Raw genomic sequence first — 24,480 nt, forward strand, 5'->3', positions numbered from 1 at the left:
CGCTGCGCGCTCGACTCAACACCAAGTCATCCATGGAAAAGAGGAGGGCCACGCAATGCCTGATCCGCAGTTGTACATCATCGACTACCGGTTACACGGCAAACCGCGCAGCTTCATCATCCGCCTGGAACGTATGGACAATGCCGAGGCCTGGCATTGGGCCAGCTGCGACGCCGGTATCGGCATCATTCCCAAGTTCGGCCGCGAGAAGATCCGCAAGGTGAGCAAACCCATGGCCGAGCGCTATGGGGTAACAGAGGTCAGCTGGCGAGCCTCCGGCAGCAAGCCAGGCCAGTCGCTGGAAGACCCTGCCACCACCGCCTGACCAGATCTTGCCGCCACACCGACAGCTCAGGCCCCGGATTCGGGATCGCTGGCGGGTACCCCAGGCCGGTTCTGCTCATCATCCGTCAGGTTCGGGTCGGTGTCGGGATCGTCCACTTTGTCACTGCGGTCATTGCGCGCGTCCGGATCCAGTTCCGGCCAGTCATCCTGCACATTCCCGCCGCCCAGCCACTGCTTGTCGTTCATGCCCTTGGCCTCCGTTTCGGTAAAAAAGGCCCGCCAGGCCGGCGGGCCAACACAGGAGTGAGAGGCGAAGCCATTGACCACCTCTCAATGCATCAGAACCCGACGACGTGGCGTGCGATCGGTCGCGCCCAGGCAGAGGCCGACCAATGGCAGCGGTCATGCCCGCGGCAGTTTCAACACCAGGGTCAGGATGTCGTAGCTCGCCACCAGTTCGCCCAGCTGGTTGGTCACTTCCACGTCCCACGCCACCACACCCTGCGGTTGCCCCAGCGGGCTGGTCTTGCCCTGGTCGATCTTGCGCTTGCAGGTCAGACGCGCCTGGATGGTATCGCCGATGCCCACCGGGTTGATGAAGCGCAGGGTATCCAGGCCATAGTTGGCCAATACCGGCCCTGCACCCGGGGAAACGAACAGCCCGGCGGCTGCCGACAATACGAAGTAACCATGGGCGATACGCTTGCCGAACTGCGATTCCCTGGCGGCGATCTCGTCGAAATGCATGTAGAAATGGTCGCCCGACAGGCAGCCGAAGTTGACCAGGTCGGCTTCGGTCACGGTGCGGCGGTGGGTAAGCAGTGATTCGCCGATGCGCAGCTGCTCGAAGTAGCGGCGGAACGGGTGCACTTCGCTTTCGATCACTTCGCCACCACGCACGTACTCGCCGGTAACCGCCGTGAGCATGCTCGGCGAACCCTGCACCGCAGCGCGTTGCAGGTAGTGCTTGACCGCACGCAGGCCACCCAGTTCTTCACCACCACCGGCGCGGCCCGGGCCACCGTGCTTGAGTTGCGGCAATGGCGAGCCATGCCCGGTGGATTCCTTGGCCGCTTCGCGGTCGAGCACCAGCAACCGGCCATGCCAGGCAGCGGCGACCGGGATGGCCTTGGCGGCGACGCCACGGTCGGCGGTGACCAGGGTGGCCACCAGGCTGCCTTTGCCCCGCGCGGCCAGCACCAGGGCTTCGTCGAGGTCGTCATAGGCCATCAGCGTGCTGACCGGGCCGAACGCTTCGATATCGTGGGCTCCGCCTTCAGCATGCGGGTCGCGGGCCTGCAGCAGGGTTGGGGCAAAGAATGCACCCTCGGCCACGCCTTCGCCACGCGGGGCAAAGCCATCACTGGCGCCGAACAGCTGGTCGCAACTCTGCAGCAGGCTGCGCACGCGCTCGGCCACGTCGTGCTGCTGGTCATGCGAGGCCAGGGCACCCATGCGCACGCCTTCCAGCGAAGGGTCGCCGACTACCACCTTGCGCAACCGCTCGCGCAAGCGCGTGGCAACGGCGTCGATGTGTCTGGCCGGGACGATGGCGCGGCGGATGGCGGTGCACTTCTGCCCGGCCTTGGTGGTCATTTCCCGCACCACTTCCTTGATGTACAGATCGAATTCCTCGCTGTCCGGGGTCACGTCCGGGCCGAGAATGGCGCAGTTCAGCGAGTCGGCCTCGGCGCTGAACGGCACCGCGTTGCGCACCAGGTTCGGCGTGACGCGCAGCTTGGCGGCAGTGTCGGCGGAGCCGGTGAAGGTCACCACGTCCTGGCCCTGCAGGCGGTCGAGCAGGTCGCCGGTGCTGCCGATCACCAGTTGCAGGCTGCCTTCGGGCAGCAGGCCGGAGGCATGCATCAGACGCACCACGGCCTCGGTCAGGTAGCTGGTCGAGGTCGCCGGCTTGACGATGCATGGCATGCCGGCCAGGAAAGTCGGGGCGAACTTCTCCAGCATGCCCCAGATGGGGAAGTTGAAGGCGTTGATGTGCACCGCCACGCCGGCGCGCGGCACCAGGATGTGGCTGCCGGCGAAATGGCCTTGCTTGCCCAGCGGGATGGCCGGGCCTTCGTGCACCAGGTTGCCCGACGGCAACTCACGGCTGCCGATGCCGGCATAGGAGAACAATGTGGCATTGCCACCTTCGATGTCGATCCAGCTGTCGGCACGGGTGGCGCCGCTGTGGTGGGACAGCGCGTAGAGCTGCTCCTTGCGCTCGGCCAGGTACAAGGCCAGGGCCTTCAGGCGTGCGGCGCGCTGCTGGAAGTCCATGGCCATCAGGCTGGCCAGGCCTCGGGCCCGGGCGAAATCCATGGCTTCGGCGAAGTCCGGGCGTTCTTCATGGCTGTAGGCAAGCACGTGGCCGTCGAGGGCGCTGCGCAAGGCCTGGGCGCCGTGCTGGCCGAGCCAGCGGCCGGCGATGAAGCTTTGCAGGGTAGGGGCGGCAGACATGCTGTTCTCCATGCTGTTCAGAGATGAGGAAGGCGCTGTTACCACAGCGCCAGGGTGTAGCCGATGATCAGGCGGTTTTCGTCCACGGCGTTGGTCAGGCCATTGCCGGAGCGGAAGGTGACGTTGCGCCAACGCAGGCTGACGTCCTTGAACGGGCCGCTCTGGATGACATAGGTAATGTCGGTGTCGCGCTCGCGCTCGCGGCCGTTGCTGAGCGTGGCGGTTTCGGCGTGACGGCCGTCGGTGTAGCGGGTCATGAAGCTCAGGCCGGGAATGCCCATGGCAACGAAGTCGTAGTCGTAGCGCAACTGCCAAGAATCCAGCCCGGCGCGGGTGAAGGTGTTGTAGGTAACCAGGTTGACGGTGAACGGGTCGCCGCCGTTGACGAACGGGAACGCGCTGTCGCCGGACATCTGTTGCCATGTGGCGGTGAACTTGTGGGCCCGCACACCAAGTGTGAACATGGCGTTGAAGTTGCGGTTGTCGATGGTGCCGGCACGTTTGGCGCCGTCTTCGCGGCTGTCGAAGTAGCGCAGGTCGGTGCGCAGGCTCAGGCCTTCACCCAGCGGGCGAGTATCGACCAGGCCGACGAACTGCTGGCGATAGATATCTTCGAGCTTGGCGTAGTAGTAGCTGACGCTGGATTGAGGGGTGATGGCATAGCTGCCGCCACCGAAGTCCAGGTGGTCGCTGCTGGCGGCGCCGTAGCCGATGTCATCGCGCCCCGAGGAGTCACGCAGGTTGGCCTTGGTCAGGCGGCCGGCGTTGAAGGTCAGGCCTGCTAGGTCCTGGCTGGTCAGCAGACCGCCCTGGAAGGTGGAGGCCAGCAGGCGGGTGTCGTTGTACACCACCACTGGCAGGATCGGTTGCAGGGTGCCCAGGCGCAGGGTGCTCTTGGCCAGCCGCAGTTTGCCGGTCAAGCCCAGTTCGCTGTAGTCGTCGACCGGTTCATGGCTGTTCGGGCCAAAGGGCAGCAGGCCAGTGTTGCGGCGGTCGCGGCTGGAGTCGAGCTTGATACCCAGTTGCCCCATGGCATCGACGCCAAAGCCGAGCGTGCCCTCTGTGAAGCCCGATTCCAGCTTGGCGGTGAAGCCCTGGCCCCATTCCTCGGCCTTGGCCTGCGCAGCGTTGCTCTGGCGGAAGTCACGGTTGAGGTAGTGGTTGCGCAGCTCCAGCCGGGCGTGGCTGTCACCGATGAAGTCCGCCATTGCCGGTACCGGCAGGGCGAGGGCGGCCAGCCAGGCGGCTGACATGAAGTGTGTACGGTTCATTGTTGTTGTTTTACCCGACATGGTTGTTCTTCCTTGAAGTCAGTGCTTGCTGGCACCGGCAGCGCCGATGCCGGTCATGGAGCGGATGAACTGCGCCAGGTAACGGCCACGTTCCTCGCTGGCGCGTTGGGAGCCGTCGGTAACCGAGAACACCCAGGCGCCGAGGAACGCCAGGCTCATGGAGAACAGTGCGGGGTTGCTGTAGGGGAACAGCGCCTGTTCGTGATGCAGCACGTTGACCCACACCGCCGGGCCCAGCACTACCAGCAGCACCGCCGAGACCAGGCCGGCCATGCTGCCGCACACCGCGCCACGAGTGGTCAGGCCTTTCCAGAACATCGAGAGCAGCAGTACCGGGAAATTGACCGAGGCCGCCACCGCCAGCACCAGGCCGGAGAGGAAGGCGATGTTCTGCGACTCGAACATCAGGCCGAGGATCACCGCCAGCAAACCGATCAGCAGGGTGGCGATACGCGACACGCGCATTTCCTCCTGCTCGCTGGCCTTGCCCTGGCGCATCACGCAGGCATACAGATCGTGGGATACGGCCGAAGCCCCGGACAACGCCAGGCCGGCGACCACGGCGAGGATGGTGGCGAAGGCCACGGCGGAGATGAAGCCGAGGAACAGGTTGCCACCCACCGCCTGGGCCAGGTGCACGGCGACCATGTTGCCACCGCCGATGATCGCGCCGGTGGCATCGCGGTAGGAGGGCTCGGCGCCGACCATGACGATGGCGCCAAAGCCGATGACGATCAGCAGCAGGTAGAAATAGCCGATGAAACCGGTGGCATAGAACACGCTCTTGCGCGCCTCCTTGGCATCGCTGACGGTAAAGAAGCGCATCAGGATGTGGGGCAGGCCGGCCGTGCCGAACATCATGCCCAGCCCCAGCGAAATGGCATCCACCGGGTTGGACAGCAAGCCGCCCGGGGCCATGATCGCCTGGCCCTTGGCATGCACGGCCACGGCGCTGGCGAACATCGCTTCGGTGCTGAAGCCGAAATGCTTGAGCACCATGAAGGCCATGAAGCTGGTACCCGACAGCAGCATCACCGCCTTGATGATCTGCACCCAGGTGGTGGCGAGCATGCCGCCGAAGGTGACGTAGGCGACCATCAGCACACCGACCAGCATCACCGCGTACAGATAGCTGATGCCGAACAGCAGTTCGATCAGCTTGCCGGCACCGACCATCTGTGCCACCAGGTACATCAGCGCCACCACCAGGGTGCCGAAGGCCGAGGTCAGGCGCACCGGGGTTTGCGCCAGGCGGTAGCTGACCACGTCGGCGAAGGTGTACTTGCCCAGGTTGCGCAGGCGTTCGGCGATCAGGAACAGGATGATCGGCCAGCCGGCCAGTACGCCCAGGGCATACAGCAGGCCGTCGTAGCCGTTCATGAACATCATTGCCGAGATGCCCAGGAACGACGCGGCGCTGATCATGTCGCCGGCGATCGCCAGGCCGTTCTGCATGCCGCTCAGGCCCCCCCCAGCGGTGTAGAAGTCGCTGGCCGAGCGGGTGCGCATGGCCGCCCAGCGGGTGACCAGCAAGGTGAAGCAGACAAACACCATGAACATCGAGATGGCGGTCCAGTTCATTGTGCGCACTCCTGCTTGACCTTGTCGTTGAGCGGGTCGAGCACGTTGTTGGCGCGGTGCACGTAGATACCGGTCAGGGCGAAGGACAGCAGCACCATCAGCACGCCCACCAGCATGCCGACGGTGGTCACGCCACCGCTGAGGGACCGGCCGAGGGTGCTGGGGGAAAATGCCACCAGCAGGACGAAGCCGTAGTAGATCACCAGCATGGCCAGGGTCAGGCTGCCGTTGAGGCGGCGTTTGCGCTGCACCAGGTGCTGGAAGTCGGGGTGGTTGGCGATGCTTTCGATGCGTTCGGGTGTCATGGGTTGCGATCTCTGGGTGTTGTAATTGTTTTGGTGAGGTCACGCGGGTGTTGCGGTGTTGCTTAGGGCCTCTTCGCGGGCATGCCCGCTCCCACAGGTGCGGCGGTGTGCTTGAGACTTGTGCTATCCCTGTGGGAGCGGGCGCGCCCGCGAAGCAGGCGACGCGGTCTCAGAGCTGGTCGAAATCGAGCACCACCTTGTCGCTCACCGGGTAGGTCTGGCACGACAGCACATACCCGGCCGCCACTTCGTAATCCTCCAGGGCATGGTTGCTGTCCATCTCCACTTCGCCCTCGATTACCCGGCACTTGCAGGTCGAGCACACGCCGGCCTTGCACGAGTACGGCAGCTCGGCGCCGATTGCATTGCCGGCGTCCAGCACGTTCTGGGTGTTGCGTGGCAGGTCGAAGGTGAGGGCGCGGCCGTCGCTGATCACGGTAATGTGGCTGAGCGCCGAGTCCACCTGACGCGCCGCCTCGCGGGCCTCCCGGCGGGCTTCGCTGCCGGCTGCAGCGAACAGCTCGAAATGGATGCGGTCCTTGGCCAGGCCATTGGCCCGCAGGCTGTCGCGCACCGTCTCGGTCATCGCCTGTGGGCCGCAGATGAATGCAGCATCCAGGCTGACAACGTCCATCCAGCGCGAGAACAACTGGCCGCACTTGTCGGCATCGATGCGGCCGTTGTACAGGTCGACATCCTGCTGCTCGCGGCTGAACACGAAAATCAGGTTCAGGCGCTCGAGGTAGCGGTTCTTCAGGTCTTCGAGCTTGTCGCGAAACAGCGCCCCGGAACTGGAGCGGTTGCCGTACAGCAGGGTGAAGCGGCTGAGCGGCTCGCTGGCCAGGGTAGTGGCGATGATCGACAGGATCGGGGTAATGCCACTGCCGGCGGCCACCGCCAGGTAGTTGCCCTGGCGGGCTGGGTCCAGCGGCACGAAGAAACTGCCGGATGGCGGCATCACTTCCAGTTGTTGGCCAACTTTGAGCAGGTCATTGGCGAATGCCGAGAAACGCCCACCTGGCACGCGCTTGACTGCCACGCGCAGCTCGCCGTCCTGGACGGCGCTGCAGATGGAGTAGGAGCGGCGGACTTCTTCGTTGTCCAGCTGGGTACGCATGACCAGGTACTGGCCCTGGGTAAAGCGGAACGTATCGCGCAGGTGTTCAGGCACGTCGAAGGCAATCGACACCGCGTCGCGCGTCTCGTTGCGCACTTGCTTGATGGTCAGGCTGTGAAACAGGCTCATGGCGTTCTCCACGGCTCAAATGCATTTGAAATAGTCGAACGGCTCCAGGCACTCGCGGCAGCGGTATAGCGCCTTGCAAGCGGTGGAGCCGAACTGGCTGAGCAATTCGGTCTGGGCGCTGCCGCACTGCGGGCAGCACACCTGGGGCGCCTCGCCGAGCAGGCTGCGCTTGTTGGCACTGCCTTGCGGTGGGGCGATGCCATAGATACGCAGGCGTTCGCGACCCAGCTCGCTGAGCCAGTCGGTCGTCCAGGCCGGCGTCAGCTGGCGCTCCAGTTCAGGCGCCGGGAAACCCGCCTGCTCCAGCGCCTGGCGGATATCCGCCTCGATCACTTCGGTGGCCGGGCAACCGGAGTAGGTCGGCGTGACCACCAGGTGCAAGTGGCCGGCACGCCAGTCGAGTTCGCGTACGATGCCCAGGTCGACCACGCTGACCACGGGCACTTCCGGGTCCATGACCTGGGCCAGTACCGCCCAGGCGCGGGCCAGGTCATCACCGCGCGGCGCGCGTGCGCCACGGTCGCCGACAATCAGCTCACCAGGTTGCATCGGGGTAGGCCCTTGGCAGGAACTGCATCTCGGCCAGCAGCAGGCCCAGGTGCTCGGTGTGCAGGCCTTTGCGGCCGTCCAGGTAGAAGTGGCTGGCGGCCTTGGGCAGTGGCAGTTCGACCGAGCTGAAGAGCTCGGAAACCTTCTTGAGCCAGGCTGCGCCAACGGTAGCCGGGTCTGCAGCGATGCCGGCCTGGGCCAGTTGTGCCTCGTTGTCGCTGCCGGTGGTGAGTTCAACGGTAAAGCGCCACAGGGCCGGGATGGCTGCCAGCATGCGCTGGCGGCTTTCTTCGGTGCCGCCGCCCAGGCGCTGTACCCATTCGCCGGAGCGGCGCAGGTGGTAGGTGACCTCTTTCAAGGCTTTGCCAGCGATGCCTGCAATACGCTCGTCACGAGAACCGGCCAGGCCCTGGAGCACAGCGAAATGCCAGGCGTCATAGAGGAACTGCTTGGTCATGGTCACGGCGAAATCGCCATTGGGTTGCTCGACCAGCAGCAGATTGCGATAGGCCCGCTCGTCACGACGGAAGGCCAGGGCGTCAGCATCACGGTCGTCATCCAGCAACTCGGCGGCGTATTCCAGCCAGTTACGCGCCTGGCCGACCAGGTCGAGGCCCACGTTCATCAAGGCCAGTTCTTCTTCCAGGGCCGGGGCCCGGCCACACCATTCACAAAGGCGCTGGCCGTGCACCAGGGCGCTGTCGCCGAGCAACAGCAGATAAGGGATCAGATCGTGCTTGTGCATGGCCAACCTCACATGTGCCCGACTTCGTCGGGCAGTTGGTAGAAGCTGGCATGGCGATAGACCTTGTCGTCCGCCGGGGCGAACAGCGGGTCTTTCTCGTCGGGGGAGGAGGCGGTGATCAGGGCCGAGGGTACCACCCACAGGCTTACGCCTTCGCTGCGGCGGGTATACAGCTCACGGGCGTTTTCGATGGCCATGGCCGCATCGGCAGCGTGCACGCTGCCGACATGCTTGTGGTTAAGGCCGTGCTTGCTGCGCACGAACACTTCGTAGAGGGTCCAGACAGACATATTCGATCTCCGCATCAATCGCCGCTCAGGCGGCGTTCTTGTTCTGTTGCTTGCGCGCGTACGCCACCGCAGCCTCACGTACCCAGGCGCCGTCCTCGATGGCCTTGCGTCGGGTGGCAACGCGTTCCTGGTTGCACGGGCCATTGCCCTTGATCACTTCGTAGAACTCGTCCCACTGGATCTCGCCGAAGTCGTAGTGGCCGCGTTCGGCGTTCCACTTCAACTCGGGATCGGGGGCGGTACAGCCGAGCAGTTCGAGCTGCGGCACGGTCTGGTCGATGAAGCGCTGGCGCAGTTCGTCGTTGGTCTGGCGCTTGATCTTCCAGGCCATGGACTGGGCACTGTTGGGGGAATGTTCGTCGCTGGGGCCGAACATCATCAGCGCCGGCCACCACAGGCGGTTGATAGCGTCCTGGACCATGTCCCGTTGGGCCTGGGTGCCGTGGCGCATCATGGTCAGGAGCATTTCGTAGCCCTGGCGCTGGTGGAAGCTCTCTTCCTTGCAGATGCGAATCATGGCGCGTGAATAAGGGCCATATGAGGTGCGCTGCAGCACCACCTGGTTGACGATGGCGGCGCCATCCACCAGCCAGCCAACCGCGCCCATGTCGGCCCAGCTGAGGGTGGGGTAGTTGAAGATGCTCGAATACTTGGCCTTGCCGCTGTGCAGCTTGGCGATTTCTTCGTCACGCTCGGCGCCCAGGGTCTCCATGGCGCTGTACAGGTACAGGCCGTGGCCGGCTTCGTCCTGGATCTTGGCCATCAGCTGCAGCTTGCGCTTGAGGCTGGGGGCACGGGTGACCCAGTTGCCTTCGGGCAGCATGCCGACGATTTCCGAGTGGGCGTGCTGGGAGATCTGCCGGATCAGGGTCTGGCGGTAGGCCTCGGGCATCCAGTTCTTGGCTTCGATCTTGATTTCGGCGTCGATCTTTTCCTGGAAGTTGCGCTCCTCGGGCGACATCTCTTCCAGCGACTTGACGCGCTTGACTCCGGTTTCCACTAGCTGTGCGTACATGTGCTGCGACTCCTGCTAAGGCATGAGTCATTTGTAAGCGATACAAAACATAACGTCAAACAGTTTTATGTGTATCGCATTAGATTTGTGTATCACATTGGCGGCCCTTTCGCGGGTAAACCCGCTCCCACAGGTCATGTGCAGCCCCCAGGCATCATGCAATTCCTGTGGGAGCGGGTTTACCCGCGAAGAGGCCAGCCGAAAAAAAGCAAAAAAAAGCCCCGGACGATGCCGGGGCCGAAAAGGCAGCCGAAAGAATCAGCTGGCCAACCGTTTGTCGAACACGTGGCAGGCCTTGCCCTCGGAACGCTTGAGCGTGCCGCAGGGCTGCAGGCGCACCTGGGTGCTGATGCCGATATAGGTCTTGATCTGCTTGGTCAGCTCCCCGGTCAACAGCTTGCGCTGGCCTTCATCGAGGTGCTGACACTCCGCACGCAGTTCCACATGCACCTCGACGCTATCCAGGTTGCAATTGCGATACAGATGAATCTCATAAAGCTCGGAAAGCTGTTTTATTTTTAGCACCTGTTCCTCGATCTGGGTCGGGAACACGTTGACCCCGCGAATGATCAGCATGTCATCACTGCGGCCGGTGATCTTGCCGATCCGCCGCATTGGCCTGGCGGTACCGGGCAGCAGGCGAGTGAGGTCGCGGGTGCGGTAGCGCACCATGGGCAACGCTTCCTTGCTCAGCGAGGTGAACACCAGTTCGCCCAGTTGGCCGTCCGGTAACACCGCACCGGTGACCGGGTCGATGATCTCGGGGTAGAAATGGTCCTCCCAGATGGTCGGGCCATCCTTGGTTTCAAGGCACTCCATCGCCACTCCAGGCCCCATGATTTCCGACAGGCCATAAATGTCGAGGGCATCGATGCCCAGCCGTTGCTCGATAGAGCGGCGCAGCTCGTCGGTCCAAGGTTCGGCGCCGAATATGCCCAGGCGCAGCTTGAGGTCTTGCGGGTCGATGCCCTGGCGCTCGATCTCGTCGGCCAGGTTAAGCATGTAGGACGGGGTAACCATGATGATGTCGGGCTGGAAATCACGGATCAGCTGCACCTGCTTCTCGGTCTGACCGCCAGACATGGGAATCACCGTGCAGCCCAGGCGCTCGGCACCGTAATGCGCGCCAAGCCCGCCGGTGAACAGGCCGTAGCCGTAGGAGACATGCACCTTATCGCCCTTGCGTCCACCCGCGGCACGGATCGAGCGGGCGACCACATTGGCCCAGGTATCGATGTCGTTCTGGGTGTAGCCCACCACCGTCGGCTTGCCGGTGGTGCCACTGGAGGCGTGCAGGCGCACCACCTCTTGCTGGGGCACGGCGAACATGCCGTAGGGGTAGTTGTCGCGCAGGTCGTTCTTGCCGGTGAACGGGAACTTCGCCAGGTCTTCGAGGCACTTGAGGTCGTCGGGGTGGGCGCCGCACTCGGTGAACCGCTGGCGATACAGCGACACGTTGTCGTAGGCGTGCTTCAGGCTCCAGCGCAGGCGCTCCAGCTGGTGCTGGCGCAGGGCGTCGACGCTGGCGGTTTCCATCGGGTCCAGCAGGGCACGATCGGCATCATGGTAGATGTTCATGGCTTCACTCGAATTGTTCTTGTACGCCGCGCGGTACTGGTTGCAGGCCGCGTGGTGAGTGTCATGGAAGCAGCATATACGGCTGCGTTCGGTTCGGTAACAAGCCGATGGTCTGAGCTGCTCAGAGGCGTTCGATGACCATCGCGATGCCTTGGCCAACGCCGATGCACATGGTGCACAGGGCGTAGCGTCCGGCGGTTTCTTCCAGCTCGTGCAACGCGGTGGTGACCAGACGTGCACCGCTCATGCCCAACGGGTGGCCAAGGGCGATGGCACCGCCGTTGCGGTTGACCCGCGCGTCGTCGTCGGCCAGGCCGAGCTCGCGCAGTACCGCAAGGCCCTGGGCGGCAAAAGCCTCGTTGAGTTCGATGACGTCCATGTCGGCCAGCGACAGCCCGACAAGCTCCAGCACCTTGCGGGTAGCCGGTACCGGGCCGATGCCCATCAGCCGTGGTTCGACCCCGGCCACCGCCATGCCGACGATGCGGCCGCGAGCCTTCAGGCCATGGCGGCGGGCGGCGGCGCTGCTGGCGAGCAGCAGGGCGCAGGCACCATCGTTGACCCCGGAGGCATTGCCGGCGGTGACGCTGCCGCCGTCGCGGAACGGGGTACCCAGCATGGCCAGTTGCTCCAGGGTGGTGTCGCCGCGGGGATGTTCGTCGTGCTCGACCACTTTGGCCGGGCCTTTGCGCTGCGGGATCTCGACCGGCACGATTTCCCGTGCCAGGCGCCCGCGTGCCTGTGCAGCGGCGGCCTTGTGCTGGCTGCGTAGGGCGAAGGCGTCCTGATCGGCGCGAGAAATACCAAACTGCTGCGCAACGTTCTCGGCCGTTTCCGGCATCGAATCGGTGCCGAAGGCCGCCTTCATCAGCGGGTTGACGAAACGCCAGCCGATGGTGGTGTCGAACAGTTCGGCCGCACGGCCGAACGCCTGCTCCGACTTGCCCATGACGAACGGCGCGCGTGACATCGACTCCACGCCGCCGGCCAGCATCAGCCCAGCTTCGCCGCAGCGCAGGGCGCGGGCCGCATTGCCGATGGCGTCCAGGCCGGAGCCACACAGGCGGTTGATGGTGGTGCCCGGCACTTCGATCGGCAACCCGGCCAGCAAGCTGGCCATATGCGCGACGTTGCGGTTGTCCTCGCCAGCCTGGTTGGCGCAGCCGAGGATGACGTCGTCGATGGCTTTCCAGTCCAGTTCGGGGTGGCGCTGGATCAGGGCCTTGAGCGGGATGGCGGCCAGGTCATCGGCGCGCACGCCGCTCAAGGCCCCGGCATAACGGCCAATCGGGGTGCGCACGGCGTCGATGATCAAGGCATCGGCCAGGGTGTGTTCAGTCATCTTGCGTCTCCTGCGCCAGCACGGTGCCGCGCACTTTGTAGGATTTGCCATGGAACATCGCCACCAGCTCACCGCGCTGGTTCTCGATGCGGACGTGGTACAGGCCGGTGCGGCCCTTGCGGCTGACCTCGCTGGCGCGGGCGGTAAGCACGTCATCGCGCAGCGCCGGGGCCAGGTAGTCGATGCTACAGCCCAGCGCTACGCTGGCCTGGTCGTAACTGTTGCAGGCGAAGGCAAACGCCGAATCGGCCAGGGCGAACAGGAAGCCACCATGGCAGGTGCCATGCCCCTGGATCATGTCGGCGCGTACCGGCATGCGCAGGCATGCCTGGCCCGGGCCGGCTTCCAGCAGGCGGATGCCCAGGCCCTGGGTGGCCTGGTCGCGTGCGTACATGGCCTCGGCACAGGCTTGTGCCAGTTCGACTTCAGTCATGCAGGGTGCCTCCTTTGGCTTCGCAGCGGCGTAACAGCAGGGAAGGGCGGTAGCGGCTCTCGCCGTAGCTGCGCTGCAGGTTGTCGAGCACGCGCAGGGTGTGGGGGACGCCGAGGTTCGCGGCCCAGGCCAGCGGGCCGCAGGGGTAGTTGACGCCGGCGCGCATGGCCAGGTCGATGTCGGCGGCGCTGCCGACACCTTGCAGCACGGCATCGGCGGCCTCGTTGGCCAGCATCGCCACGGTACGCAGCACCACCAGGCCGGGCAGGTCGGCGACCGCCGTTACCTTCAGGCCGGCACGCCGCAGCAAGGCCACCGCCTGGTCGCGAGCGTTATCGCTGGTGTCGGCCGACCAGCTGATGGCGAGGCGGGTGGCGGTGCTGTAGTCCAGGGCCAGGTCGAGCAGCACCAGATTGCGCAGGCCATCTTCCCGGGCGCGCTGGCTGGCCAGGCGGCCATCGGACAACGCCAGGGTGGCATCGCCCACCTGGATCAGGCCGCTGCCGGCGCGCTGGGTCACGGCGACGCCGCTTTGGCGCAGGCGTTCGGCCAGAGGCTGCATCACCCCCAGGTCGCCTTCGACGACACAGGCATCGACTATGGCGGGGCTATGCAGTTCGGCTGGCTGCGGGCGTTCGGCGCCTTCGGCATAGCTATAGAAGCCCTGGCCGGTCTTGCGCCCGAGGCGGCCCGCGTCCACCAGTTCTTTTTGCACAAGCGAAGGCTGGAAGCGGAAGTCGCCATAGAACGCATCGAAGACCGAACAGGTAACGGCGTAATTCACATCGTGGCCGATCAGGTCGGTGAGTTCGAATGCGCCCATGCGGAACCCACCGGCATCACGCAGCAGCGCATCGAGGCTGGCGCAATCGGCTGCGCCTTCCTGCAGCAGGCGCAGGCTTTCGGCGTAGAACGGCCGCGCCACGCGGTTGACGATGAAGCCCGGCGTGGAGCGCGTGTGCACCGGCTGCTTGCCCCAAGCCTGGGCGGTGGCATGAATGCACGCGGCAATGGCCGGGGCGGTGACCAGGCCTGACACCACTTCGACCAGGGCCATCAGCGGCGCCGGGTTGAAGAAGTGCATGCCAACCACCTGGTGCGGGCGTTTCAGCCCGGCGGCGAGGCTGGTGATGGACAGCGACGAAGTGTTGCTGGCGAGGATGCAGTCGGTGGCGCACAAGGCTTCCAGCTGGCTGAACAGCGCCTGCTTGACCTGCAGGTTCTCGACGATGGCCTCGATCACAAGGCGAGCATCGGCCAGGGCTTCGAGGGCGTCTACCGGGCAAAGCCGGGCGCTTATGGCTTCCCGCTCGGCAGCCTGCATCTTGCCTTTTTCCACCAGGCGGGCAAGTTGCCGGTCTATGCCGGCCACCGCCTGGGCGGCAGCGCCCGGGCGGTTGTCGTAGAGCTTTACCGGGTGGCCGGCCTGGGCCGCAACCTGGGCGATGCCTGCGCCCATGGCGCCTGCACCGATCACCGCCACTTGGGCATTGCTTGCGAGTGCGCTCATGATCAACGCCCCTTGAATGCCGGCGTGCGCTTGTTCATGAAGGCACTCACGCCTTCGCGATAATCCTCGCTGCGCCCGGCCAGGCGCTGCAGGTCGCGCTCCAGCTCCAGCTGTTCATCGAAACCGTTGTCGAAACTGGCGTTCAGGCTGCGCTTGATCAGGGCCAGACCGTAAGTGGGCTGGGTGGCGAGCTGGCGGGCGAGGGTGAGGGCTTCGTCACGCAACGCGGCATCGTCCACCACGCGGTGGATCAGCCCCCATTGCTGAGCCCGTTCGGCGCCCAGGCGCTCGCCCAGCATCGCCAGAGCCTTGGCCCGTGCCATGCCGACCAGGCGCGGCAGCAGCCAGGTGCCGCCGGAGTCGGGTACCAGGCCGATCTTGCAGAAGGCCTGGATGAAGCTGGCCGAGCGGGCCGCCAGCACCAGGTCGCAGGCCAGCGGGATGTTGGCACCGGCGCCGGCTGCCACGCCGTTCACTGCACAAACCACCGGCAGCGGCAGGTCGCGCAGGGTGCGCACCAGCGGGTTGTAGAACTTGTCGATCGATTCGCCCAGGTCCGGCATCTCGGCGCCCGGGGCGACGTTTCGGTCGGACAGGTCCTGGCCGGCGCAGAAACCCCGGCCTTCGGCAGTCAGCAACAACACCCGGGCTTCGCTGCTCTGGCGTACTTGCTTGAGCGCCTCGCGCACCTCCAGGTGCATGGCGGTATTGAAGCTGTTCAGCTGCTCGGGGCGATTCAACGAGAGGAGGGCGACGCCGTCCTCGATGGAAAACAGGATGTGCTGGAAAGTCATGACAGACTCGCTCCGTCAGTCGGGGGAAAGATGATCAGCGGCCCTGGAAGCGGGCCTGGCGTTTTTCCTGGAAGGCACGGATACCTTCGTCGCGGTCGGCAGTGCCGGCCAGCAAGGTGAAGGCATGCCGTTCGAAACGCAGGCCGCTGGCCAGGTCGGTATCGCCGGCCTTGAGCAACGCTTCCTTGGCCAGGCGCACTGCCAGCGGGGCCTTGGCGGCGATGCTGCGGGCGATGTGCAGGGCGCGTTCTACGGTGAGTTCCGGCTGGGTGATTTCGCTGACCAGCCCGGCCTGCAATGCATGAGGGGCGGTGATGGCTTCACCGGTCAGCACCATTTGCATGGCCAGCGGCTTGCCTACTATCCGTAGCAGGCGCTGGGTTCCACCGGCACCGGGGATGATGCCGAGGTTGATTTCCGGCTGGCCGAAACGGGCGTCGCTGCCGGCGATGATGATGTCGGCACACATCACCAGTTCGCAGCCGCCACCCAGGGCGTAGCCGTTGACGGCGGCGATCAGTGGCTTGGCGAAGGCGGCGATGCTTTGCCAGTGGGCCACCCGGGGGTCGTTGAGGATGCCGACCAGGTCGCGCTCGGCCATCTCGCGGATATCGGCGCCTGCGGCGAATGCCTTGCGGCTGCCGGTGATGACCACCGCGCGGGTCTGTTCGTCTTGCCCGGCCGCTTCCAGCGCAGCGGCCAGCTCTGCCAGTAGCTCGGTGCACAGGGCGTTGAGCGCCTCGGGCCGTTGCAGGGTAATGAGCTGGACGCCGTGTTCAGGCGCCTGCACATCGAGATATCGCGGCATGTCGGGTTCCTCTGGCTGCACGCACGGCACATCGTGGGGCCGGCATTTCTTGGAATTGTCTGCAGGGGCGTGATGCTGGGTCACGTCCAGGTGGTATCAGTATATGCATCATGTGATACATTCACGCAATATCTAAAATCGTTTTACGTATCTCTTACGGTGGTCCCTGAAAGACAACGACGGCACGGTCAAATCCGCCAATACCTGAATGAAGGCAGGTGCGCGCCCCAATCCTCTCGCTAGAAATATGCAATCCTCGATAGAAAAAGCGATACATAAATCCGACGATTGACGACATCCAGCATTCGATACAAGATTCAGCTGAATTTCTCATGATTTCAGGAGCTTTACGCCATGCCTTGCTATCGACTGGACGGCCTGACGCCCGTGGTTGATCCGACAGCTTATGTGCATCCCAGCGCCGTGCTGATTGGCGATGTCATCATCGGCCCTCGCTGCTACGTAGGTCCGCTGGCATCACTGCGGGGGGATTTCGGCCGCATCGTGCTGGAAGAAGGGGCCAACCTGCAGGACACCTGCGTGATGCATGGCTTCCCCGGTGGCGACACCGTGGTCGAACGCAACGGGCACATCGGGCACGGCGCCGTCTTGCATGGCTGCCGCATCGGTGAGGACGCCTTGATCGGCATGAACGCCGTGGTCATGGACGGTGCCCGGGTGGCGCCGCGCTGCATCGTAGCGGCCACTGCATTCGTCAAGGCGGGTTTCGAATGCGCAGCACAAAGCCTGGTGATGGGCTCACCAGCCCAGGTCAAACGTTCACTGGGCGAACAGGAACTGGCCTGGAAGCAACGCGGCACGGCCGAGTACCAACACCTGGCACAACGTTGCATGAATAGCATGGTGGAATGCCTGCCACTGAACCAAGCCGAGCCCGAACGCCAACGCATGCAAGACACCGGCGTCAGGCCCAAGGGCCCGGCACCGGCATGAGCCTGGCAGCGTCATGCCATGGTCAGACGGTCCGCCGCGCAGGTATAGTCAATGCTTTATTCGCGCACAGTTCGCCCATGAGCAATCTCGCCCCACTGAACAACCTGATCACCCGCTTCCAGGAACAGACGCCGATCCGCGCCAGTTCCCTGATCATTACCTTGTACGGCGACGCCATCGAACCGCACGGCGGCACCGTCTGGCTGGGTAGCCTGATCAACCTGCTGGAGCCGATCGGCATCAACGAACGGCTGATTCGCACGTCGATCTTCCGCCTGACCAAGGAAGGCTGGCTGACCGCCGAAAAGGTTGGTCGGCGCAGCTACTACAGCTTGACAGGTACCGGCCGGCGTCGTTTCGAGAAAGCGTTCAAAAGGGTCTACAGCCCCAGCCAACCGGCCTGGGACGGCGCCTGGACCCTGGTTCTGCTGTCGCAACTCGAGGCTGGCAAGCGCAAGGCACTGCGCGAGGAGCTGGAGTGGCAGGGGTTTGCTGCCATGGCACCGAACCTGCTGGGCTGCCCACGGGCGGACCGCGCCGACCTGGCGGCCACCTTGCATGACCTGGAAGCCAGCGACGACAGCATTGTGTTCGAAACCCACGCTCAGGAGGTGCTTGCCTCCAAGGCCATGCGTGCGCAGGTCCGGGAAAGCTGGCGTATCGACGAACTGGGGCAGCAGTACAGTGAATTCATTCAGCTGTTCCGGCCACTGTGGCAAGGCTTGAAAGAGCAGCAACAACTCGATGCGCAGGACTGCTTCCTGGCCCGTACGCTGCTGATTCACGAATACCGCCGACTGTTGCTACGCGATCCGCAACTGCCGGACGAGCTGCTGCCAGGGGACTGGGAGGGAAGAGCCGCGCGGCAGTTGTGTCGTAACCTGTATCGCCTGGTGTTCGCCAAGGCTGAAGAGTGGCTGAATGCGGCGCTGGAGACTGCTGACGGGCCTTTACCGGATGTGAATGAAGGCTTTTACAGGCGTTTTGGCGGGCTTGTTTGAGGATTGGGCGCAGGCATTCATATGAAGGTTCCCCAGCAGGTCTAGACCAGAACTAGCACCCTCTGCAATCGCGCCGCTGATTGTTACTCGATGTTACCCATTACCCCAGTTCCGTTGCCGCGTTCTAGCTGCAAAGGGCTTTTTTGCGGGAGGAACGCAGGGCATGGTGTTTGCATTGCCCAGACGTCGAACCTCAACTGGAATAGACCATGGGCTCTCCACTGCACTGCTGCACCGTCTCGCCAGTCACGGGCAACCTCGGCGTTCTGTCAGCTGCTGCCAGTGGGCTTGAGGGGTTCGTCACAGGTGTCGGAGGCGATATTGACCTGATACTGGGGCGCGCAGGGGTCAATCCCGAAAGCCTGCGCCAACCCACGCTGAGCCTGCCGCTCACCAATTACTGCCAGGTCTTGGAAGAGGCGGCTCGCCAGTCGCACTGCGATAACTTTGGTTTGCACTACGGCCTGCAGTTTCAGCCCCAAGCCCTTGGGCTACTGGGCTATGTCGGGTTGTTTTCCAATACGCTGGAGGAGGCCCTGCGCAATTTCGCTGCAGCGTTTCCTTACCACCAGCACGATACCTTGATTCGGCTGGTTGACTGCGGCAAGTGCTATCGCTTCGATTACCAAGTACGGCACAGCGCCATTCTGGAGCGTCGACAGGATGCTGAACTGACCATGGGCATGGCGCTTAACCTGATACGCCACGTACTGGGTAAAGGCTGGGCACCGTTCGCGGTCAGCTTCGAGCACGCTCGCCCACAGGACTGGCAGGTGCATCAGCAGGCGTTTGGCGCGCCTGTCTATTTTGGCCGCGGGTGCAACTCGATGCTCATCCCCAAGGCTGACCTCAAAGACCAGCGGATGCCAGAGGGCGATGCCAATTTGCTGTTTCTGGTCCAGGACGTGCTGCAGCGCCTGGGCGCGCACGATCAGCGGCGCAACCTGCTGGATGAGGCTGACGCTCAGGTGCGCCTTGCCCTGAGCGGTGGAGAGCCTTGCCTGGAGAAGATCGCGCAGGCGCTGGAGCTCAGTTCGGCTGGGTTGCAGCGCCACCTGCGCGAGGCAGGCTTGAGCTTCAGCCAGCTGGTCGAAAGGGTCCGTAGGGAACTGGCAGTGCATTACCTGCGCCAGCCCAAGCGGCCAGTGTCTGACCTGGCGGGGTTGCTCGGATACTCCGAAACCAGTGCGTTCTCCCGTGCTTTTCGCCGCTGGTTTGGCGTAAGCCCGCGGCAGTGGCGTAGCGAAGACTGCCGAACTGAAAATTGACTTTGCATGTTGAACACCCCCGTGCAGGGTCAAGTCTTGGTCTAGACCAAGCTATAAGATCAAGTTCGCAGGAAACGGATACCTACCAGCAGGCGCCCTGATCGAGCAGAGCAGGGGAGCCAGACCTACGTCGCGGTAATCAGCAGAGGACAACAACATGTACAAGAGTCCTGAGAACGCCCGCCATGCCTGGAAGTCCCTTCGACACTGGCGCATTCAGATATTCATCATCACGTGGCTGGCCTATGCCGCGTTCTATTTCACCCGCAAGGCCTTTTCGGTTGCCAAGCTGGGAATCGCCGAAGACCCAAGCTTCATGCTCGACAAAGCGGCCATGGCCAACCTCGACGCGTTGTATCTGGCCGCCTACGCCGTCGGCCAGTTCGCCTGGGGGGTCTTCGCCGACCGTTATGGTACCCGCGTCGTCGTGCTTGGCGGGCTCGTGGTGTCGGCCCTGGCCGCGCTGGCCATGGGCACCTTCGCGACTTTACCGATCTTCGCCAGCTGCATGGTGATTCAGGGATTGGCGCAATCCACAGGCTGGTCAGGGCTGTGCAAGAACATCGGATGCTTCTTCGCTACCCGTGAGCGCGGCCGCGTGCTGGGCTACTGGAGCACCTGTTACGCGTTCGGCGGGCTGGTTGCAACGCCGTTCGCCGGGTGGTGGGCGTACCAGATCTCCCATGATTGGCGCATGGCGTTCATTGCTTCGGCAGGCGTCGTGCTCGTGGTTGCCGTGCTGTTTTTCCTGTTGCAACGCAATCGCCCGCAGGATGTAGGATTGCCTGCTGTCGAAGACGAGGACCAGCCGCCCGGGCGAAGCGACGCCCCCCGGGAGAACTACCGGGCCGCACTGCGCAAGGTACTCGCCAACCGTACGGTCCTTATGCTGGGGATAGCGTATTTCCTGCTCAAGCCTGCCCGCTATGCCATCTTGATGTGGGGGCCGGTGATCGTCTACGAGCGCATGCCGAGTATCGGCAAAGTGGCCTCGGCCATTGTGCCGTCCGCGTTCGAAGTCGCGGGGCTGGTCGGCCCGATTCTAATCGGCATCGCCTCCGACAGACTGTTTGGCGCTCGACGCATGCCGGCCTGTGTGATCAGCCTGATGGCTCTGACCCTGTGGCTGATACTGTTCGTGCCGACAATGCAAAGCGGCAACATTTACCTGGTGGTCGGCTTGCTGTTCATGATGGGTGTCACGCTGTATGGCCCTGACTCGATGATCAGCGGCGCCGCCGCCATTGATTTCGGCACCAGCGAGTCCGCGGGCACCGCCACAGGCTTCGTCAATGGGTGCGGCTCGGTGGGGGCAATCCTCGGTGGGCTGCTGCCTGGCTACTTCGACACCATCACTGTGTTTTTCGTCTTCACCGGCGCTGCGTTGCTCGCCAGTTTGCTGCTGGTACCGTTCTGGAACAGCCGCCCGGCAAGTCATACGCCTGTCAGTGAACTCGAGGCGACGCCTGGCGGTGTCGCGACACCCACGCAATCCACTCGCTGATCCTACTGTCATTTCACCCGGCGAAGGTTGAAAAGGCCCTCGCCCCTCGACTTCGCATCCTGGAGGTGGCCGATGGCCCTTGCACTGTTTGATCTGGACGACACCCTTATCGATGGCGACTGTGCCAGCCTGTGGAGCAGCCATATGGCCGCGCTCGGCTGGGTCGATGGGCCTAGCTTCATCGAGCGCGACCGCGAACTCATGGCGCTCTATGCGCAAGGCCAGTTGGCCATGGAAACCTACATGACCTTCAGCCTCTCGCCGCTGGTGGGCCGCACGATAGAGGAGGTAGCCGAGGCGGTGGATCCCTTCGTGGAAGATGTGATCACCCCGCGCATCCATGAAGACGCCATCGCCTGCCTGGCGCGACATCGCGAAGGGGGCGACCGCCTGCTGATCATTTCGGCGTCTGCGCACTTCCTGGTGAGCCGTATCGCCAAGCGACTGGGCGTAGAAGAAGTGCTGGCGATTGACCTTGAACACCAGCAGGGCGTCTATACCGGCAATACCAGCGGGATATTGACATACCGGGACGGCAAGGTGGCGCGGCTTCACAGCTGGCTGCGAGAGCAGGGCGAGGGGTTGGACGGTGCGTACTTCTACTCGGATTCGCGCAATGACCTGCCGTTGCTTTCGCTGGTCGCCAAACCGCATACAGTCAATCCTGATCCAGCGCTGCGGGCGCATGCTGACGCGACGGGATGGCCGATTCTGCGGTGGCATTGATAGGTAAACCTGGCTCTATTCCATTGAGATAAACGCTGTTAGGGTGGCGCACCTTTCTGAATGGATATCAGGTTGAAATGAGAAATTTTGTGATAGCGGCAACCCTGCTGTGTTCATTGACGATGCCCACAGGTGCTGTCATGGCCAGCCAACCATCACCCAGCGAGCCCAATAGCGCAGCGGTTCGCTATGAAAAAGAGGACTTGTACGGGGTGTGGTACTCCACGCTGGATGAGGGCGATTCCAGAGCCATGATGCTGCTTGTACTGAAGGACGACGGTACGGCCACTGACTACTTGGTAATCAATGCCCAGAATCATTCGCAGCGGATTGTTCAGCAGTCAACCTGGTCGTATGACCCTGAACGCAACCTGTTCGAGCAGATTGTCAATGACGTCTCGGTTACGAGTGACAATTCGCCCGCGGTGATCTCGCATCCGCAAGAGGTTATTCGCGCATCGGTCAGCGCGGTGAAGCTTGGGGATGAGGTTATCGGGATCAAATTCAAAAAAGATGATGGCGAGACCATCGGGTATCGCAAAGGCAGTCAGAAGCTGTTGGATGTGATAGCGCGCAGACAGTAACGTATGACGCGACAATTCCATAAGCGCACGCGTCTGAAACAGAATTCTGCTACCGGCAAACGGACTGGCTCAGGGGCTGTAGAGAGGGCAGGGCTCGACTCCATAACTGAGGTTTGCGTGCTAGGTTCTGTGTGAAAAGTCTTGCGACGAAGGTCAGGCAAGGCGAAAACAGCCGAGGAAGCGGAGTTTACGGGTTGTAAATGAGCGTTCCGGGGCTGTTTTCAACGCAGCATCACCGAATATCAAGGCTTTTCACACAGAGCCTAGGCCATGGATTGGGTGATGTAGATAAAGCCTACTTCGTGGCCTTGATAAGCGGATTTGGAGACAGGGATGTGCGATGCATCATTGCATTGAGGAAGCCCGAGACGTTTGAAAATAGTAGGGTGAACCTGGTGCAATTCAGCGCAGCCGAAGAGCGAGTGTCCTTCGACCTTTGGGCGAATCTCTGACAGTTCCCGCATCGGGCCCGATTCGGGTAGGGCCTGGACCGCAGGGGCTGTGCACTGTTGTCGCAGCGAAGGCGTAACTGCTTTTGATCTTTACCGCAGCCTGAATCCACCTATTGCGTGGCCAAGTCCTTCCAGGACCACGCCGAAAACCAGGATGCTCATTCCCATGCTTATTGCGCTGAAAACTATGATCACGCGTGCTTCCACGAGGACATGTGGATCAGAGCCGAGGTGACTCACGAAGTTCCCTGCGCTATTCAGTATAAGGTGTGCCCACCTGATGAGTGGCTAGAGGTGAATAAAAGGCGAGCGTCGAATCACTTCGAATTTTTTAACATCGCGCGTCGCTACCTCGTGCGCGCTGCTGAAGACCTGGGCACCCTGGTTGATCAGCGGAGAGGTTTCATGAAAAACCTGTCGCCTGAAGTATTTCGTGAACAACTGCGTTCCGTTGCGCAAAGCCAAAGCCTGCCCGCTAATCATTGGAGGAAGGTCATGTATACGGCTTTGGTCGATGATGAGTGGTTCTGCAGCGCTGAGTTGTGAATGAGCCGCAGTTATCGCAGCAGGGCTGATGGCCCGGGAGCGTGAGCTTTGACCGCTAGAGTGATCATGAGCAATTGAATGAGTGGTAAGGCGCCAAGCCCGCGCGCGGTGTGTTTGTCCGGTTAGAGTTGAGGCGCCTACCACGTGGTACCGCGCCGCAACTCATGACCGACGCACATGAGTCGCAGGACGACGGAGTATCGCACCGCCATTTCAAAGCAGGTCTGCATGCGAAGCTGCAGGTGATACTAACCCGCAGTCGACTCTGAAAATCCTGGGGCAAGCAGCGCGTTATCCACGCCTATGAGCACCTCATTATTCCTGAGCCATAGTCGGTACTCCGGGCCTCTGAGGCTGTGATCAGGTGAACAGTCAACACTCCACTGGCGCAGGGTATAGCCGGCAGTCAGCGCTTGAACAGTCATCCTCAGCACGCCCTCCTGCATCTCGTAGTCCAAGTGAGTGACTTCAGGTCGTGGTTGGTCAGGATGATGCACCATTTCCAGCGTCACCTGATGGTTCCATTGGTTATCGGACTCCCGTGTTTCATAGTCCAGCGGCACATCGTTATCGAGAATCCGCGGCTCGATGATCCGAGTGACAACAAAATCCCGGAACTCTTGCGTTTTTCGATCAAAGCCACGTACATGCCATCGCAGCCCGTTGTCTACCAGCACATGCGGCACAATTACACGCTCGCTTGCACCGCTTAAAGACTCGTAGCGTATGAGTAGGGGCTGCTGTTGAAAGATGGCCCGCGTCACTACGCCCAGCGTTTCAAGGCTTGGATTGCCCAGGCGTGCGGGCTGTAGAGCCGGCACCCCGGCAGCCCAGACACCAGGAAAGCCGTCCGCAAACCCTTGAGACAGCCAAGTCATCACCCGTTGCGAGCTGAAGCTGTACATAGGCTGGAAGCTCGGGGTAATGAAAAAGGTCTTGGCGCTGACGTCGTACGTCAGGTTGCCTGGGTTCAAGCTGGCATAGAGGGCAAGATCCCGAGTTGCTGACGCAGCCTTTATCTGGAAGCGCCTCACCAGCATCTGCCGTCGCACTTCCCCTAGAAACCACAGGTTCAGCTCGATGTAGGCAAGGCGCTCCTGCTGCGCCTGCGAGTGATCTGCAATGTCTTTGGTCATCAAATCGTCTACGTTCTATTTTTTTGGTTGCGATGCTTAGAGGCATAAAGCTAGTATCAGTCACACCACCTCATAA

24 protein-coding genes and 1 pseudogene are annotated in these 24,480 nt (G+C 62.8%); 8 read left to right on the forward strand and 17 right to left on the reverse strand.

Going from position 1 to position 24,480, the window contains the following annotated elements; all coding sequences use genetic code 11:
* The first annotated feature begins 55 nt into the window (after positions 1-55).
* Positions 56-325 carry a DUF6555 family protein gene (locus HU760_RS13285; RefSeq protein ID WP_186674120.1) on the forward strand — a complete coding sequence of 90 codons (270 nt, stop codon included), beginning with the start codon at positions 56-58 and terminating at the stop codon, positions 323-325.
* A 26-nt stretch (positions 326-351) separates the two neighbouring features.
* On the opposite strand, the gene HU760_RS13290 is transcribed toward HU760_RS13285, so the two are convergent.
* The 16 genes and pseudogenes from HU760_RS13290 to paaF all read right to left on the reverse strand — a co-directional run bounded on the left by HU760_RS13290 (position 352) and on the right by paaF (position 16,233).
* Positions 352-531 carry a hypothetical protein gene (locus tag HU760_RS13290; RefSeq protein ID WP_186674119.1) on the reverse strand — a complete coding sequence of 60 codons (180 nt, stop codon included), beginning with the start codon at positions 529-531 and terminating at the stop codon, positions 352-354.
* 156 nt (positions 532-687) lie between these two features.
* The gene (gene paaZ / locus HU760_RS13295; protein ID WP_186674118.1) at positions 688-2,745 is read right to left on the reverse strand and encodes a phenylacetic acid degradation bifunctional protein PaaZ; all 2,058 of its coding nucleotides are present in this window, start codon (positions 2,743-2,745) and stop codon (positions 688-690) included.
* 38 nt (positions 2,746-2,783) lie between these two features.
* Positions 2,784-4,016: an OprD family porin gene (locus HU760_RS13300; protein ID WP_186674117.1), complete on the reverse strand. Its 1,233-nt coding sequence runs from the start codon at positions 4,014-4,016 to the stop codon at positions 2,784-2,786.
* A gap of 39 nt (positions 4,017-4,055) precedes the next feature.
* Positions 4,056-5,624, reverse strand: a pseudogene (locus tag HU760_RS13305) (cation acetate symporter); the annotation flags it as partial.
* Positions 5,615-5,923 carry a DUF485 domain-containing protein gene (locus HU760_RS13310; RefSeq protein WP_186674115.1) on the reverse strand — a complete coding sequence of 103 codons (309 nt, stop codon included), beginning with the start codon at positions 5,921-5,923 and terminating at the stop codon, positions 5,615-5,617. The pseudogene HU760_RS13305 and the gene HU760_RS13310, both read right to left, overlap by 10 nt.
* Positions 5,924-6,092: 169 nt before the next feature.
* Positions 6,093-7,169: a 1,2-phenylacetyl-CoA epoxidase subunit PaaE gene (gene paaE, locus HU760_RS13315; protein WP_186674114.1), complete on the reverse strand. Its 1,077-nt coding sequence runs from the start codon at positions 7,167-7,169 to the stop codon at positions 6,093-6,095.
* Positions 7,170-7,184: 15 nt separating this feature from the next.
* Complete coding sequence (gene paaD, locus HU760_RS13320) at positions 7,185-7,718, reverse strand: 1,2-phenylacetyl-CoA epoxidase subunit PaaD (RefSeq protein ID WP_186674113.1); 534 nt, start codon at positions 7,716-7,718, stop codon at positions 7,185-7,187.
* Complete coding sequence (gene paaC / locus HU760_RS13325) at positions 7,705-8,463, reverse strand: 1,2-phenylacetyl-CoA epoxidase subunit PaaC (protein WP_186674112.1); 759 nt, start codon at positions 8,461-8,463, stop codon at positions 7,705-7,707. The genes paaD and paaC overlap by 14 nt, the downstream gene beginning before the upstream one ends.
* Positions 8,464-8,471: 8 nt before the next feature.
* Entirely contained in the window at positions 8,472-8,753 is a 282-nt protein-coding gene (paaB, locus tag HU760_RS13330; protein WP_186674111.1) for a 1,2-phenylacetyl-CoA epoxidase subunit PaaB, read from the reverse strand.
* A gap of 25 nt (positions 8,754-8,778) precedes the next feature.
* Entirely contained in the window at positions 8,779-9,768 is a 990-nt protein-coding gene (paaA, locus tag HU760_RS13335; RefSeq protein ID WP_186674110.1) for a 1,2-phenylacetyl-CoA epoxidase subunit PaaA, read from the reverse strand.
* 258 nt (positions 9,769-10,026) lie between these two features.
* On the reverse strand, positions 10,027-11,346 hold the full coding sequence (gene paaK / locus HU760_RS13340) for a phenylacetate--CoA ligase PaaK (RefSeq protein WP_186674109.1): 1,320 nt from the start codon (positions 11,344-11,346) through the stop codon (positions 10,027-10,029).
* A 121-nt stretch (positions 11,347-11,467) separates the two neighbouring features.
* Entirely contained in the window at positions 11,468-12,688 is a 1,221-nt protein-coding gene (gene pcaF / locus HU760_RS13345) for a 3-oxoadipyl-CoA thiolase (RefSeq protein ID WP_186674108.1), read from the reverse strand.
* On the reverse strand, positions 12,681-13,121 hold the full coding sequence (gene paaI / locus HU760_RS13350; protein WP_186674107.1) for a hydroxyphenylacetyl-CoA thioesterase PaaI: 441 nt from the start codon (positions 13,119-13,121) through the stop codon (positions 12,681-12,683). Before paaI ends, pcaF begins: the two co-directional genes overlap by 8 nt.
* Complete coding sequence (gene paaH / locus HU760_RS13355; RefSeq protein ID WP_186674106.1) at positions 13,114-14,631, reverse strand: 3-hydroxyacyl-CoA dehydrogenase PaaH; 1,518 nt, start codon at positions 14,629-14,631, stop codon at positions 13,114-13,116. Before paaH ends, paaI begins: the two co-directional genes overlap by 8 nt.
* A gap of 2 nt (positions 14,632-14,633) precedes the next feature.
* Positions 14,634-15,425, reverse strand: a complete 792-nt coding sequence (gene paaG / locus HU760_RS13360; protein ID WP_186674105.1) for a 2-(1,2-epoxy-1,2-dihydrophenyl)acetyl-CoA isomerase PaaG — start codon at positions 15,423-15,425, stop codon at positions 14,634-14,636.
* Positions 15,426-15,459: 34 nt separating this feature from the next.
* Positions 15,460-16,233, reverse strand: coding sequence for a 2,3-dehydroadipyl-CoA hydratase PaaF (paaF, locus tag HU760_RS13365; protein ID WP_186674104.1), 774 nt, complete (start codon positions 16,231-16,233; stop codon positions 15,460-15,462).
* 354 nt (positions 16,234-16,587) lie between these two features.
* On the opposite strand from paaF, the gene paaY reads away from it, so the two are divergent.
* The 7 genes from paaY to HU760_RS13400 all read left to right on the forward strand — a co-directional run bounded on the left by paaY (position 16,588) and on the right by HU760_RS13400 (position 23,268).
* Positions 16,588-17,187: a phenylacetic acid degradation protein PaaY gene (gene paaY / locus HU760_RS13370; RefSeq protein ID WP_186674103.1), complete on the forward strand. Its 600-nt coding sequence runs from the start codon at positions 16,588-16,590 to the stop codon at positions 17,185-17,187.
* Between the two features lie 77 nt (positions 17,188-17,264).
* The gene (paaX, locus tag HU760_RS13375; RefSeq protein ID WP_186674102.1) at positions 17,265-18,188 is read left to right on the forward strand and encodes a phenylacetic acid degradation operon negative regulatory protein PaaX; all 924 of its coding nucleotides are present in this window, start codon (positions 17,265-17,267) and stop codon (positions 18,186-18,188) included.
* A gap of 209 nt (positions 18,189-18,397) precedes the next feature.
* The gene (qhpR, locus tag HU760_RS13380; protein ID WP_186674101.1) at positions 18,398-19,456 is read left to right on the forward strand and encodes an AraC-like transcriptional regulator QhpR; all 1,059 of its coding nucleotides are present in this window, start codon (positions 18,398-18,400) and stop codon (positions 19,454-19,456) included.
* Positions 19,457-19,613: 157 nt separating this feature from the next.
* Entirely contained in the window at positions 19,614-20,960 is a 1,347-nt protein-coding gene (locus HU760_RS13385; RefSeq protein ID WP_186674100.1) for an MFS transporter, read from the forward strand.
* Positions 20,961-21,032: 72 nt separating this feature from the next.
* Positions 21,033-21,686, forward strand: coding sequence for an HAD family hydrolase (locus HU760_RS13390; RefSeq protein WP_186674099.1), 654 nt, complete (start codon positions 21,033-21,035; stop codon positions 21,684-21,686).
* A 140-nt stretch (positions 21,687-21,826) separates the two neighbouring features.
* The gene (locus HU760_RS13395; RefSeq protein WP_186674098.1) at positions 21,827-22,270 is read left to right on the forward strand and encodes a hypothetical protein; all 444 of its coding nucleotides are present in this window, start codon (positions 21,827-21,829) and stop codon (positions 22,268-22,270) included.
* 569 nt (positions 22,271-22,839) lie between these two features.
* Positions 22,840-23,268, forward strand: coding sequence for a hypothetical protein (locus HU760_RS13400; protein WP_186674097.1), 429 nt, complete (start codon positions 22,840-22,842; stop codon positions 23,266-23,268).
* Between the two features lie 248 nt (positions 23,269-23,516).
* Here HU760_RS13400 and HU760_RS13405 read toward each other — a convergent pair whose 3' ends face one another.
* Positions 23,517-24,404 carry a helix-turn-helix transcriptional regulator gene (locus HU760_RS13405; RefSeq protein ID WP_186674096.1) on the reverse strand — a complete coding sequence of 296 codons (888 nt, stop codon included), beginning with the start codon at positions 24,402-24,404 and terminating at the stop codon, positions 23,517-23,519.
* Between the last annotated feature and the right edge of the window lie 76 nt (positions 24,405-24,480).

Origin of the sequence: Pseudomonas oryzicola (assembly GCF_014269185.2) — a bacterium.
GTDB classification, from domain to species: domain Bacteria; phylum Pseudomonadota; class Gammaproteobacteria; order Pseudomonadales; family Pseudomonadaceae; genus Aquipseudomonas; species Aquipseudomonas oryzicola.

Coding starts and splice junctions, on each gene's coding strand:
- HU760_RS13285 (WP_186674120.1), top strand. CDS start 56: ATGCCTGATCCGCAGTTGTACATCATCGACTACCGGTTACACGGCAAA.
- HU760_RS13290 (WP_186674119.1), bottom strand. CDS start 531: ATGAACGACAAGCAGTGGCTGGGCGGCGGGAATGTGCAGGATGACTGG.
- paaZ (WP_186674118.1), bottom strand. CDS start 2,745: ATGTCTGCCGCCCCTACCCTGCAAAGCTTCATCGCCGGCCGCTGGCTC.
- HU760_RS13300 (WP_186674117.1), bottom strand. CDS start 4,016: ATGAACCGTACACACTTCATGTCAGCCGCCTGGCTGGCCGCCCTCGCC.
- HU760_RS13310 (WP_186674115.1), bottom strand. CDS start 5,923: ATGACACCCGAACGCATCGAAAGCATCGCCAACCACCCCGACTTCCAG.
- paaE (WP_186674114.1), bottom strand. CDS start 7,169: ATGAGCCTGTTTCACAGCCTGACCATCAAGCAAGTGCGCAACGAGACG.
- paaD (WP_186674113.1), bottom strand. CDS start 7,718: ATGCAACCTGGTGAGCTGATTGTCGGCGACCGTGGCGCACGCGCGCCG.
- paaC (WP_186674112.1), bottom strand. CDS start 8,463: ATGCACAAGCACGATCTGATCCCTTATCTGCTGTTGCTCGGCGACAGC.
- paaB (WP_186674111.1), bottom strand. CDS start 8,753: ATGTCTGTCTGGACCCTCTACGAAGTGTTCGTGCGCAGCAAGCACGGC.
- paaA (WP_186674110.1), bottom strand. CDS start 9,768: ATGTACGCACAGCTAGTGGAAACCGGAGTCAAGCGCGTCAAGTCGCTG.
- paaK (WP_186674109.1), bottom strand. CDS start 11,346: ATGAACATCTACCATGATGCCGATCGTGCCCTGCTGGACCCGATGGAA.
- pcaF (WP_186674108.1), bottom strand. CDS start 12,688: ATGACTGAACACACCCTGGCCGATGCCTTGATCATCGACGCCGTGCGC.
- paaI (WP_186674107.1), bottom strand. CDS start 13,121: ATGACTGAAGTCGAACTGGCACAAGCCTGTGCCGAGGCCATGTACGCA.
- paaH (WP_186674106.1), bottom strand. CDS start 14,631: ATGAGCGCACTCGCAAGCAATGCCCAAGTGGCGGTGATCGGTGCAGGC.
- paaG (WP_186674105.1), bottom strand. CDS start 15,425: ATGACTTTCCAGCACATCCTGTTTTCCATCGAGGACGGCGTCGCCCTC.
- paaF (WP_186674104.1), bottom strand. CDS start 16,233: ATGCCGCGATATCTCGATGTGCAGGCGCCTGAACACGGCGTCCAGCTC.
- paaY (WP_186674103.1), top strand. CDS start 16,588: ATGCCTTGCTATCGACTGGACGGCCTGACGCCCGTGGTTGATCCGACA.
- paaX (WP_186674102.1), top strand. CDS start 17,265: ATGAGCAATCTCGCCCCACTGAACAACCTGATCACCCGCTTCCAGGAA.
- qhpR (WP_186674101.1), top strand. CDS start 18,398: ATGGGCTCTCCACTGCACTGCTGCACCGTCTCGCCAGTCACGGGCAAC.
- HU760_RS13385 (WP_186674100.1), top strand. CDS start 19,614: ATGTACAAGAGTCCTGAGAACGCCCGCCATGCCTGGAAGTCCCTTCGA.
- HU760_RS13390 (WP_186674099.1), top strand. CDS start 21,033: ATGGCCCTTGCACTGTTTGATCTGGACGACACCCTTATCGATGGCGAC.
- HU760_RS13395 (WP_186674098.1), top strand. CDS start 21,827: ATGGCCAGCCAACCATCACCCAGCGAGCCCAATAGCGCAGCGGTTCGC.
- HU760_RS13405 (WP_186674096.1), bottom strand. CDS start 24,404: ATGACCAAAGACATTGCAGATCACTCGCAGGCGCAGCAGGAGCGCCTT.